Origin of the sequence: Streptomyces sp. SA15, assembly GCF_002291145.1 — a bacterium.
In the GTDB taxonomy this organism is placed as follows: Bacteria; Actinomycetota; Actinomycetes; order Streptomycetales; family Streptomycetaceae; genus Streptomyces.
The window spans coordinates 16,381-28,110 of the sequence record NZ_NTGE01000217.1 but is presented as its reverse complement, the minus strand read 5'-3'; the positions used below and the strand labels follow the sequence as shown (position 1 = coordinate 28,110).

Here is an 11,730-nt window from a genome sequence, read left to right as displayed (position 1 = left end):
AACCTGCCCGCCACCCGCCCGAACACCGACTCCAACTCAGCGGCCCAGCAACTGACTTCAGCCATCCCCTCCATACCAAAACAACGACAACCACCAGCTCAGGACACGAACCGCTGCTGGAGTACTAGTACGCCTGCGCCGTCCTACTCCGAGGCTTGAGTCAGGCGTTCCTCTTGGGGAGGACCATGAGCGCGTTCGCGTCGTACTGGATCCAACTGTCGGTCCCGGTGGTTCGGCCACGGCTTCGGACGACCAGGTCGAACGGCTCCTCGGTCTCGTCGTCCGAGTCGATCCGGCTGACCTTGGCGTCGCGCACAGCGAACTCGGCGGCCTGGTCGTCGTCGGCGGCCCGTGCACCGCGCGCTCCTACGCCATGGAACTGCGTGATCGGCTCGAACAGACCCGCCGCCAGGGTGACTGGTAGTTGCCGGTTGCCAGACCCTGGTGGGTGGTTTCGCGGTGAACACCGCCGTGTCTTCCGGGCGTTGGCCTACCCTGCGGTGCCATGGACATCGAGTTGACTGACGATGAGCACCTGCGAGCGCTGGCTGCGCTGGAGGCCACTGTCGGAAACGACGACGATGCCCTGGCGGTCCTGGCGAGCGCTCCTGGCGAGCGGCCGCTGCCGGCGCTGCTGGCGCTGCTGGCTGCTTACGGTCAGCACACGCTCCACCGCATCCTGAGCGCCGCATTCGGCGTCGACGCCACCATGGACTACGGCGAAACGGGCCGGCTGGTCGCGGAGATCAACAGTGATCCGACGGCCCGCATCGTCTTCGTCCTGACCGACGCCCTGCACAATCAGGCCGCTCTCGCAGGCGACGACCCCGCCACCGCGAAGCTGATCGCCGGGTCCATCCTCCTGGCGATCCACGCGTTCACCGACGCCGACAATCAGGACGCCCTGACCTTGTTGCGCGCACTGCGCAACGAGGTCCTCCAGGTCGACTGAGCGGCACCGGTCAACCTGCCGTGGCTGCCGGTCAGCGATGGACGAAGTCCCGGTCAATGTCGCGGTGGGCAAGCTGCACGACCAGGCCCCGGTCGACGAACGCCTTCGCCGCGTCGGCCAGCCCGTACGCGGCGGCCTCCTCGACGTCGCCAGCAACGACGGCGTGCAGCGCCATGGCCGTGACCGCGGCACTTTTCCGGACTAAGAGGTCATTCAGCAGGCCCGAGCCCGGGAAGACGCCCGGGAGTGGAAAGAGCAGTACGCCCACCGAGCCGGTGTCGAAGGCGCCGTCTCCCAAGGCGTCCGAGCCTTCGGGCTGCGGCAATGCCGATATCGCGGCCTAGCCAAGGCCCAGCTCCAGCACCAGCTCACGGCCACTGCGATGAACTTTCACCGGCTCAACGCCTGGTGGACCAACATCCCATGAGCCCGCACGCGAACGTCTGACCTTGGCAGCCCTCCGGCCCACCGAGTAGGTCGCGTCAGTTCGACGTTGTCGTGGTTGCCACGAGGAAGACCCCAAGCCCGGCCATGGTCGCGCCTCCTGTAGCCGCGACCACCTCGAGACGACGAGGCGAGCGGGCGAACCACGAGCGGGCGCTGCTGGAAATCAGGCTCCAGGCCGAGTGGCAGACCACGGCGATGACGGCGAAGACGAACCCAAAGACGATCATCTGTAGCGGCACATGCCCGCTGGTTCGGTCCACGAACTGAGGCAGGGCCGAACTGAAGAAGATCACATTCTTCGGATTCGTCACCCCGACGACGAACCCGTCCCGCGCGGCAGGCAGCGCTCTGCCGGGAGTTGCAGCCGCTCCGAAGTCAACCTGGCTGCGCCGCTGCCGGAACGCCTTCACCCCGAGATACACCAGGTACGCGGCACCGATCAGCTTGATCACGCTGAACAACAGCGCCGACTGCTCCAGGAGCGCACCCAGGCCCAGCGCCACCCCGACCGCCTGGACGAAGGTCCCCATATCGTTCCTGGTACCGGCCAGCTGGCCGAAGTGCTCGGTGGCTGATCGGGAGACTCGGCGCAGAAGGCTTCATGGCCGAGCTCCGGGTCCCCATCCTCCTTCGGATCGGGCAGCCCTGTCGTTCGCTGGCTACAGTGGCGTCTGGGACAGCGTGGCAGTGTTCGCAACGGATCCTCGTCGGCGCCCCGGAGACACCGCAGGGGATCAGCAGTAACGCACTTGGGAGGGAAGGGGCGGCAGTGCGGAGAGTCCGTTCGGCGTTATCCTCGATCTACCGTTCTCCGGTTCTGCTGCTGTGTTTGGCCGCAGCCGGCTGGTCGGGCAACTTCGTGGTCGGACGGCTGATCCACAGCACCGTCCCCCCGGTGAGCCTGGCGTTCTTCCGCTGGCTCACCGCCACCGTCGTGCTGCTCCCCTTCGGGATCCCCCGGCTCCGCCGCGACCTGCCGGTGCTGGTCCACCACAAGGGAACGGTGCTGCTGCTGGCGGCCGCTGGTGTGGCCACCTATAACACGCTGATCTACGAGGGGCTGCAAACCACCACGGCGATCAGCGCGCTGCTCATGCAGTCGATCATGCCTGTGCTCATCCTGGCGTTCGTCTTCGCCCTCTTCCGCGAGCGTCCCCGGATTTTCCAGCTGCTCGGACTCACGCTGTCCCTGGCCGGTGTGTGGGTGGTGGTGACCGAAGGCAGTCCCTTCGCCACCGGCGCGCTCGCGCTGGGCGGAGGTCACGGATGGATCCTGCTGGGCGTGATCAGCTACGCGCTCTACACCACACTGCTGCGCCGGCGTCCGCCGGTACACCCGCTGAGCCTGCTGACCGCCACGTTCGGCCTGGGTGCCCTCATGCTGGCACCCCTGGCCGCCGCCGAAGCAGCCTCCGGGCGCTCCCTGCCGCTGACAGCCGGCTCCCTCGCCGCAGTGGTGTATGTCGCCCTGATCCCCTCCCTGCTGTGTTACTTCTGCTACAACCGGGGCGCCGAGTTGCTCGGCGCAGCCCGAGCTGGGCAGTTCCTGCATCTGATGCCGGTCTTCGGCGCTGTCCTTGCCTTCTTCTTCCTCGGCGAGCACATCCACGGTTTCCACCTCGCGGGCGCGGCTCTCATTGGCGCTGGCCTCGCGATCGCCGCAGCCAAGCAACGCCCGCGCCAACGCCGGCCTCCACTGGAGGAGAGCGACGAGGAAGGGCAGCCCGCACGGCACATCCGGTGACCGGTGCTCTGCCGTTCAGCCGCTGCTGCAGCTCTCCCGTGACCGAGGGAGCTGTGCACGGTCTGGTGGCGAAGCACACGGAATGCGGAAGACGGCTTAACGCTCTGAGGGACGAGGCGCGCGAAGCCCTCGACGCCCCCACACGTCGCCGTGAGCGGTTCCTTGAGCGCCTGACGCCGGAGGCTTGGCCAGCCGGGCGAGCCACGAGGCGCTGGATGCCGCCGTAGATCTTGCGTGCAGGGTCATGGCGGACGACACCGAGCGCATTCAAGACCGCCATCCCCGTCACCTCCGGCACGCCGTCGGGGCGGGCCTCGTTGAGACGTTCGATCATGCGAGGCGCCGGAGCCGCATGTTGATGGACCAGGCTGCGCTGGAACGCAGCACATACAGCTGGCCGTCGGAGGAGACCCCGACCGGCTGGACACGGCGGGCCACGTCTTCCCCTACGACGGGGTCCCACCACTCGCCGCCTCGCTCAAACCAGTCGGGGCGTTCCAAGTGCACAGGCGACCCATCGTTCAGGACGGCTGCCAGTCCACGGGAGGTGCGGAAACCATACGGCTCGGGCTCGGCGGGGCGCTCACACGGTGGGGGCGCACCGCTGGCAGCGTTTGTAGTTGCGGCCGCCCTTCGGGCCGGTCCGTTCGGCGATCCACGCCCGGGCTTCGTCCGGGGTCATGACGTCGAAGCGGGGGTAGGCGTCGGATCCTTCGAAGTCCTCCCCGTAGCTGTGTGGGTCGACGGTGTGGCTGAAGGCGTTCAGCGCCGCCACGTAGGCCTCGCCCGCCGGGCGGGCGTACTGCTCCGGCATCTCCCGCTTGACGACGGAACAGGACGTTTCATGGATGCCTTGCCGGCCCGCGGCGAACGGATACGTCTGTGGCTGCTGCATCCGCTGCCAGCGTGCGTCCGACTCCTTCAGCACGGTCTCGAACCACGAGCGGTACCTCTCGCACAGCACGCATCCCCCGGCCTGCCGGCACCTGGCGCCGCGCCGCACTCGACGAACTCGGCATGATCTGGAGAACCGAACCCGTCCGGCGCCCACCCACCCAGGCCGAAATCACGGCGCTGCGCGCCCTGCCCCGGCAGCGCGGGGGCCCGCTGAACGCGGCCCTGCTCGCCTTGGTAGACGACCACAGCGTCGAACAGAAATCCCTCGCCCGCGCACTCGGCCTCACCACCAGCGCACTGAGCACCCGCCTCCGCCTCGCCCGGGCACGCGAGGACACCGCTGCCGAGACCGACGCGTTCACCACCCAGCTGGACTCCGCCCGCGCCTACTTCCACCAGCACGGTCATCTCCTGCCGCCCGCCACCGAAGGCGCACTCAGCTCCTGGCTGACCAAACAGCGCCGGGCCCGCGCCACTGGCCGGCTGACCGACGAGCAAATCGCGGCCCTGGACGAACTCGGCATGGACTGGGCCCCTGCAGAGTCCCGCTGGCAGAAGAGCCTGGACGCCGCCCGCCGCTACCGCAACCAGCACGGGCACCTGCGGCCCTCCGTCGGCGACACCATCGACGGCCTCGACCTCCATGTCTGGGTGAACCGTCAGCGGACCGCCTACCGAGAAGGAAAGCTCGCCCCTGACCGGATCGCGGCCCTGGAGGACCTCGGCATCGACTGGACACCCAACCGCGGCCTGGCAGACGTCCGGGCAGAGGCCGCATGGCACGCACGACTCGAAGACGCCCGCCAGTTCCACGCTGCCCACGGCCACCTGTCGCCCGCCTCCGGGACCGTCGTCAACGGCCGCCGTCTGGACGCCTGGCTTTCCGTCCAGCGCGCGCGACACCGCGATGGCCGCCTCACCGACGAACAGACGGCCGCTCTGGAGGCCCTGGGAATCCGATGGAGCCCGGGTCCGCTCTCATACTGACGGCGGGTTCTCGCCGTCGCCGGGCCGGCGCCGTTGGCTCCGGTCAGGTCGTCGCACACCTTGATGCTGAGGGCGACGGCGGCCGCGTCGCCCGATCCCACACGTGACACGGAACGGCCGACGCAGGCCGGGAAGGATTCAAGATCACGGCTCGACCTGAGGACTCCGGCGCGGGGACGTACGGTGAAGTCGTGGTCGACCAGCACGAGAAGTGGACGGGGCGCAACGTCCGGACCTTCGCCCAGGTGTCCCGCGACATCCCGCTGTCGTGGCAGGCCGAGAAGCTGTACCACCATGCGTGGCGCCTGGAGCATCAACCGCGCGCAGACACCGCGGGTGTCAACGACGCACTCGCCGTGCTCGCGCTGAGCACCGCTCTCTACTACGACGCCCGGCGGGACGGCGTCCGCCAGGCCCTGCGGGTGGGTGCCACCGTGCCAGAGGTCGCCAGAGCTCTCGGCATCGCGATAGACGAGGCCGGACACCTCGCGCAGCGGCTCGCGGAACAGGACCGGTTCCTGGAGCAGTACTTCCAGCAGAGGAATAGCCGCGCTACCGATGCCCCCTAAGGCCAGTCTCCAGGCACAGCACGTGCCCGGCTATGACTGCTCGATATGAAGGCGCTGCCGGTATAGGTGAGCCGCAGCAGCCGGGCCAGGGAGTGCGGGACCCCGCACAGCCGCAGTTCACTCCCGCCGGCCTTGGCTGCGCGGGCGGCGGCCAGCAGCGCGGACAGGCCGGTGCAGTCGATGAAGGCCAGCTGGCAGCAGTCCACGTCGACGCGGTCGTGAGCGGACACGGCGGCCCGGAGAGTGTCCCGCGCGACCGGGGCGCTGATCACGTCGAGGTCCCCGACCACGGTCACCCGGCAACTGCCGGGCCCGCTCGGATGCACTGCCACCCAGAACGTGTCGTACCCGGCGCCCCCAGTCAGCGATGCAGACGGGGCCTGTGTCCAGGAGAACCCCGGACCAGCGGCGATGTCCACACCAGGCCGTGCTGCCCGGCGGCGCCAGCATCGGCCGGACACAGAACCCAGCCGCCGCGGCGTCCACTCCCGCCTCTCCGGCCTCGGCCGCAAGCGCCGGGGGCGTTTTCACGGCGTGTGCGGGACGCGGTACGGCGTGGTTGGTGGAGGAGCCTACGGTCGAGGTTATGGCGCAGCTGCCGGACGACCGGGCCGACAGAAGGTGATGGCGCTCGTGGAGGTCCCGCAGATGGACACTCGGGCGTGGCCCGATGCGCGCGACCTGCTGGAGCGATCGAGGTCCGCGACATCGCCTGGGCGGGCTGATCTGCAGGCTTACGGCCCGGCACGGGCATCGGCCCACCGGTGGAGCTACACCCCCACGGGATGCGTGCCGGCGGCCGGCGGATGACGCTGGATACGTGGAGGCCACGTGGTCCGGGACGATCCAGTTCGGGCTGGTCGCGCTGCCGATCAGGCTGTACGCGGCCACGGAGGAGCATCCCGTGCGCCTTCACGAGATCCACGTCGCCGACGGCAGCCGCGTGGAGCACCGCCGCTTCTGCAAGGCCGAGAGCCGGGAGATCCCGTACGAGGAAGTCGGCAGGGGCTTCGAACTGGGCGACGGACGCACGGTACCGCTCACCGACGAGGACCTGGCCCGGCTGCCCTTGCCCACCAAGCGAACCGTCGACGTGCTCGGTTTCGTGCCTTTCGAGGACATCGACCCCATCAGCTACGGGCGCCCGTACTACGCGGGCCCCGGGCCAGGCGCCGACAGACCATACGCCCTGATGGTCGAGGCCCTCGCTCGCACCGGATACGTCGCCGTATCCAAGGTCGCCCTGCGCAGCCGGGAGCGCCTCGCACTGCTCCGCCCCCGCCACGGCATGCTCATCCTTCAGACGCTGTTGTGGCAGGACGAACTACGCGACCCCGGAGACCTTGCGCCCTCCACGCCGATCACCGAACGCGAACTGGAACTGGCCGAGGTACTGATCCGGGAACTCACCGGCATCGACGTCGGCGAGGTGCACGACGAGTACGCCCACGCCCTCGAGCAGCTCGTGGAAACAAAGATCACCGGTGGTGAACTCGCCGAGCCCGAGGAGCCCGCTCCGGCGCTGGACTTGATGGCAGCACTGGAGGAAAGCATCCGGGCGGCCGGGCAGGGGCACGGACGCCCGCCTGCCCGGTCTCGGCCGTAGGCCGGCGTCCGCGTCCAACGGTGCGGCCCTGAGTGTCGACGGTCACGGAATTACATGACCGCTGACACCCGCAGACATCGCCAAAAAATCACTGGTTGGCGGTCAGCGCAGTGGCCCTGGGAACGTTCCTGCTGGTGACCGCCGAGCAACTGCCGATCGGCCTGCTGACCTCCGTGGGGTCGGCACTGTCGGTCTCCCAAGGAACAGCTGGGCTCATGGTGACGGTGCCCAGCCTGGTCGCCGCGGTTGCGGCACCCGTGGTGCCGGTACTCGTCGGCGCACTGGACCGCAGGCTCCTGCTGCTCGGGCTGATGGCGTTGAATGACCCTCGCCAACGTGGCATCGGCCATGGCGCCGAACTTCGCGGTCCTGGTGTCCTCCCGGGTGCTCGTCGGGGTGGCGATCGGTGGCTTCTGGGCCATCGCCAGCGGCCTGGCCGTCCGGCTCGTATCCACCGAGAACGTGCCACGTGCCACTGCGATCATCTTCGGTGGTGTCGGAGCTGCGAACGTGTTCGGCGTGCCGCTCGGCACTCTGACCGGTGAACTCACCGGCTGGCGCATCGCCTTCGCGTCGATGAGCGCCTTGGCGCTCATCGTGCTGATCGCCCTGCTGGCGGTGCTGCCGTCGCTGGCCGCCTCGCAGGCTATTCGGCCGCGTCTCCTGACTGAGCAATTCCGCAACCCGGGTGTGCGCATCGGCATCATCGCGACGGTCCTCATTGTGTTCGGCCACTTTGCGGCTTATACCTTCGTGAGTCCGGCACTTCAGAAGCTGTCGGGCATCGACGAACGATTCGTCGGCCCGCTGCTGTTCGGGTTCGGCATGGCAGGCGTGATCGGCAACTTTGTCGCCGGCGCGGCGCTGGCGCGCAGGGTGCACCGGAGCGTGCTGATCATCGCCGTGTCCCTCGGGGTTGCGATGCCGCTCTTCCTGCTGCTGGGCCGGACGACGGTCGGCGGCGCTATCTTGCTGATCGTCTTGGGTCTGGCCTACGGCGGCGTGTCGGTCGGCCTGCAGACCTGGATGATCAAGGCGGCCCCGCAGGCGGTGGAAGCGGCCTCCTCCCTGTGGGTGGCTGTGTTCAACCTGTCGATCGGCCTCGGCGCGCTGGCCGGCGGCGTCATCGTCGACACGCTCACCCTCCAGGGCGTTCTGTGGCTCGGCGGCGCCTGCGCCCTGGCAGCCGCACTGGCGGTCTGGAGCACCCGCACCAACGAGGACCTGCGATGACCTGGATCCGTGCGCCACGCACCCGAGGCTCGACTGCAGCGGGACCCCATCACGGCGCTCTCAGCGTTGCCGCTCCAGGGTGAGGACGGCCGCGTCGATTGACGACATTCGATTCGGGCTGCACCGGGACCTGCGGAAGATCCGCCATGACTTCAGTCGTGCGACGCCGCGCTCGACCGGCGCCCGTGCTCCGCGGACAGCGCGCGGTTGACGATTTGCTGGGTCGGAGTGAGATCACGGCCCGGCGGGCGTCTGAGGGCGTCGTCACCCACGGTCCGGCTCCCATGTAGGCGCGGTCGGCGAGGATGGGGATGCCCTGGCGTTCGCAGATCCGGATGATCCGGTGGGTGCGGGCCGCGGTCAGGTCGTGCGCACGGCCGGGCAATGCGGGGGAGATCCACAGCAGCCGACCGTCCGGATCGGTCACCAACTGCACGTTCACCCCGTGTTGGCGGTGCTTGTGGGAGTAGTCGGCGCGGCCGTCGCCGACCCGGTCGGACTCGGCGAGAGTGCCGTCGAGCAGGACGTAGTCGGGATCGGTCTCGCGCAGCGCCTTGAGCAGGCCCGGTGCACGTTCTGCGAGCAGGCTAATCACCGCGGTGGTGTAGGCATGGGCGGTGCCCACCGAGATGCCGAAGCCGACAGCGATCTGCGCGAGCGTGTCGTGCCGCCGCAGGTACACCAGGCCGACCAGCGCGCGCTGGTGCGGTGGGAGCTTGCAGCGGCGGTCACCCTCGCGGGTGACCATGAGCATCGTGACCCACTCGACCAGGGCGTGGGGCAGGTCGAGCGCGGCAGAATACGGAACCAACGCGGCTCCGGTGCCTGTGGGTTGAGACTTCGAACACCTCCCCCAACGGCATGGGAGCCTCGTGCGTTGCGCGTACCACCAGCGTCACCCGACCGGCGGCCATGCTGAAAAGGCTCAGTGAGCCTCTTTCATCCTGCGTATTCGCAGGTGAGGAGGGTGTGGACTGCTGCGACCACTCTGCCGATGCGGTTGGTCGAGCATCGGGCTTGTCGTAGCAGTCGCCAGGACTTGAGGCGGGCGAAGGCGCGTTCGCCTGGAGCGCGGAGACGGGCGTGGTCGCGGTTGTACTGCTAGTAGTGCTCCGGGAGTTCGCGGTGGCCGTAGTAAGGGGTGCGGACGGTGGCGCCGGCGCCTTGGTAGGCGCGATCGGCCAGGACGAGGATCTGGCGGGTGAGACAGGCCTGGACAATGCCGTGAGCGCGGGCTGCGGTCAGGTCATGGGTACGTCCCGGCGTTGCCCGCGAAAACCACAGGGGCGTGCCGTCCGGACGCGTGATGACCTGGACGTTCATGCCGTGCTTCTTGTGTTTCTGCGAGTAGTACGGCTCATCGGCCGCGATCCGGTCGGTGGGAATCAGCGTCCCGTCGACGATGACGAAGTCGCCTTCGCCCAGACCGACGAGGGCTTCGTGCAGGCCCGGTGCCCACGCGGCCAGCACCTCCACGGTCTCTTCGACGTAGCGCCAGGCCGTCGCTTCCGACACGCCGAAACCGGCGGCCACCTGTGCGAGGAGTTCTCATTCTTCCGCAGGTGGGCCAGCGCCAGCAGGGCTTGCTTGAAGCACCCCAACTTCCGCCAACGCGTGCGAAGTTCATGCCTTCGGGCGTAGATGAGCCACGAGACGTGCTCAACCAGCTCGTACGGGACGTCGAGCGTGGAAGGATACGGAACCAATGAAGCCCCCCGGCCGATGGCGTGTTGAGTGAGATCACCACACCAACGACGAGAGGCTTCGCCACGTCACCCCACCTGACCTGCCCATTTCATCCCCACGGCACAGGATGAAAGAGGTTCACTGACGTACACGGGCAGGAAGGAGGGGCTTTCTGGCGCCCCTCCTTCACGCCACCCCTGACGCGGCCCACTGACCGGAGATGGACGGCGTCAACGAGATGCGTCATTCAGCCGTCCGTGTTTAGCTGGAATCGCCGGTGCGCATGCGTCCCAACAGGGCGGCCCCTGATGGCGCGAGACTCAGACCCATACCGCAAGGGGTGATCTCGATGCGATCAGAAGGAATTATTTCGCCGCGATCCTCGGTGGCCCTGGCCGCAGTCATGACAGCCGCAGCCATCCTTCTGCCCTTGCATCCCGCGCACTCGACTACAGGCTCCGACCTAAGCCCGACGGATATCGTGCTGGACAGCGCCGACTTGAAAGTAGGTCGCAAGGTCCATTTTGACTCCGGCATCAAAAATCTCGAGGATCAAGATACACCCGCATTCAATATCAAGTGGTTCGTCAACGGCGAAGAGGTCGACGCTTACGGCAGCCACGCAGGTGTACCGGCGAGAAAGACCGTACTGAACGGCAATAGTCAGTTCGATTGGACCTTCACCCAGCCCGGCACTTACACCATCACCTTCGAGGTCGACGTCGACAATCACGTTGCCGAGACTGACGAGACGAACAACTCTCGCAGTATCAAGATCAAGGTTGCGGGAGCTACTTCCGAATCCCCGCCACAGAAATGCAGAAAGATCGTATTCATCGGCATGCGCGGTTCGGGGGAGAAGGCCTATGAATTCGATCACAAGATGGGCGATCTCATTTTCCGCGGCGTCTTCGCGCAATTCGTACAACATGCGAATTACGCAGGCGTAGAAGTCGAGCCCGTTGGCTTCGACGGCGAGGACTACCCGGCAACCGCGGTATGGGATTTCCCGGGTCGTCCGTCGCTGTGGGACGAATACGTTTGGAAGAAGCAGTTTCCCAGCGTCCGGAAGGGGGTTGACGGGCTAGCTGAGCACATGGAAGAAGCTGTCCGCGATCCGCGGAACTGCATCGCCCTCGCCGGTTATTCCCAGGGCGCGTGGGTGATCACCAGATACCTGTGGCAGCATCCCGAGTACAAGGACCGAATATCAGCGGTCGTACTCTTCGGTGACCCTCTGTTCAAGGCCAGTGGCCCTGTATCCCGGGGCGAACATGAGGCTGATGGCGTCATACGCGCGGTGGCCGGTAGTCAGGAACCCTCGACCTACTACAACGACATGCAGGACCGCGTTCGCAGCTACTGCGAGAAGGGCGACTTCGTCTGCAACTTCACAGACAAGAACCTGAAGGACTGCGGCTACGTGATCCCCCTGTGCCCGCACTTCTCCTACATCGCCGGAGTCCTTCCTCACGGTTACACCGAGGACGGCACCGCCTTCCTGGTCAAGAAGCTGCTGCCCCAGTGAGGCCGGACGTGTGTGAGGTGCGGTCGGGAGCCTGACCGCACCTGGTTCACATCAACCGCGCGCGGCCATCCGCACGAACGC

Annotated in this window: 13 protein-coding genes and 2 pseudogenes; 8 read left to right on the top strand and 7 right to left on the bottom strand. The window is 67.4% G+C overall.

All coding sequences use genetic code 11. The features are described from left to right. Window positions 1-160: 160 nt before the first annotated feature. Window positions 161-316 (bottom strand): hypothetical protein, encoded by a 156-nt coding sequence (locus CLM62_RS50590; protein ID WP_179382527.1) that lies wholly within the window; start codon window positions 314-316, stop codon window positions 161-163. Between the two features lie 189 nt (window positions 317-505). Between CLM62_RS50590 and CLM62_RS47190 the strand changes: the two genes are divergently transcribed. Together CLM62_RS47190 and CLM62_RS53395 are read left to right on the top strand one after the other, a co-directional pair. Further along, complete coding sequence (locus tag CLM62_RS47190; protein ID WP_095756075.1) at window positions 506-952, top strand: hypothetical protein; 447 nt, start codon at window positions 506-508, stop codon at window positions 950-952. Window positions 953-1,163: 211 nt separating this feature from the next. Then, window positions 1,164-1,379 (top strand): transposase, encoded by a 216-nt coding sequence (locus tag CLM62_RS53395; RefSeq protein ID WP_095756078.1) that lies wholly within the window; start codon window positions 1,164-1,166, stop codon window positions 1,377-1,379. 55 nt (window positions 1,380-1,434) lie between these two features. On the opposite strand, the gene CLM62_RS47175 is transcribed toward CLM62_RS53395, so the two are convergent. Beyond that, window positions 1,435-1,929, bottom strand: a complete 495-nt coding sequence (locus CLM62_RS47175) for a LysE family translocator (RefSeq protein WP_095756074.1) — start codon at window positions 1,927-1,929, stop codon at window positions 1,435-1,437. A 71-nt stretch (window positions 1,930-2,000) separates the two neighbouring features. Between CLM62_RS47175 and CLM62_RS47170 the strand changes: the two genes are divergently transcribed. After that, the gene (locus CLM62_RS47170; RefSeq protein WP_095756073.1) at window positions 2,001-3,143 is read left to right on the top strand and encodes a DMT family transporter; all 1,143 of its coding nucleotides are present in this window, start codon (window positions 2,001-2,003) and stop codon (window positions 3,141-3,143) included. A 330-nt stretch (window positions 3,144-3,473) separates the two neighbouring features. Here the strand turns inward: CLM62_RS47170 and CLM62_RS53390 are convergent, their stop codons facing one another. Then, complete coding sequence (locus CLM62_RS53390; RefSeq protein WP_373559258.1) at window positions 3,474-3,650, bottom strand: DciA family protein; 177 nt, start codon at window positions 3,648-3,650, stop codon at window positions 3,474-3,476. A 76-nt stretch (window positions 3,651-3,726) separates the two neighbouring features. Next, entirely contained in the window at window positions 3,727-4,107 is a 381-nt protein-coding gene (locus CLM62_RS47160) for a hypothetical protein (RefSeq protein WP_095756071.1), read from the bottom strand. Window positions 4,108-4,160: 53 nt separating this feature from the next. Here CLM62_RS47160 and CLM62_RS47155 point away from each other — a divergent pair, with 53 nt between their 5' ends. Together CLM62_RS47155 and CLM62_RS47150 are read left to right on the top strand one after the other, a co-directional pair. Continuing rightward, a complete protein-coding gene (locus tag CLM62_RS47155; RefSeq protein WP_095756070.1) occupies window positions 4,161-5,027 on the top strand; it encodes a helicase associated domain-containing protein in 867 nt (288 codons plus the stop codon). Between the two features lie 191 nt (window positions 5,028-5,218). Beyond that, the gene (locus CLM62_RS47150) at window positions 5,219-5,596 is read left to right on the top strand and encodes a hypothetical protein (RefSeq protein ID WP_095756069.1); all 378 of its coding nucleotides are present in this window, start codon (window positions 5,219-5,221) and stop codon (window positions 5,594-5,596) included. On the opposite strand, the gene CLM62_RS47145 is transcribed toward CLM62_RS47150, so the two are convergent. Then, window positions 5,593-5,928 carry an STAS domain-containing protein gene (locus tag CLM62_RS47145; protein WP_179382524.1) on the bottom strand — a complete coding sequence of 112 codons (336 nt, stop codon included), beginning with the start codon at window positions 5,926-5,928 and terminating at the stop codon, window positions 5,593-5,595. The genes CLM62_RS47150 and CLM62_RS47145 overlap by 4 nt on opposite strands. A 488-nt stretch (window positions 5,929-6,416) precedes the next feature. Between CLM62_RS47145 and CLM62_RS47140 the strand changes: the two genes are divergently transcribed. Continuing rightward, window positions 6,417-7,202 (top strand): Ku protein, encoded by a 786-nt coding sequence (locus tag CLM62_RS47140; protein WP_179382523.1) that lies wholly within the window; start codon window positions 6,417-6,419, stop codon window positions 7,200-7,202. 321 nt (window positions 7,203-7,523) lie between these two features. Next, entirely contained in the window at window positions 7,524-8,435 is a 912-nt protein-coding gene (locus CLM62_RS47135) for an MFS transporter (RefSeq protein WP_257004503.1), read from the top strand. A 60-nt stretch (window positions 8,436-8,495) separates the two neighbouring features. Here the strand turns inward: CLM62_RS47135 and CLM62_RS47130 are convergent. Both CLM62_RS47130 and CLM62_RS47125 read right to left on the bottom strand, forming a co-directional pair. Further along, window positions 8,496-9,246, bottom strand: a pseudogene (locus CLM62_RS47130) (transposase family protein). Between the two features lie 128 nt (window positions 9,247-9,374). Next, window positions 9,375-10,182: pseudogene (locus CLM62_RS47125) on the bottom strand (transposase family protein). Window positions 10,183-10,470: 288 nt separating this feature from the next. On the opposite strand from CLM62_RS47125, the gene CLM62_RS47120 reads away from it, so the two are divergent. Beyond that, a complete protein-coding gene (locus tag CLM62_RS47120; RefSeq protein ID WP_257004507.1) occupies window positions 10,471-11,649 on the top strand; it encodes a cutinase family protein in 1,179 nt (392 codons plus the stop codon). Window positions 11,650-11,730: the final 81 nt, after the last annotated feature.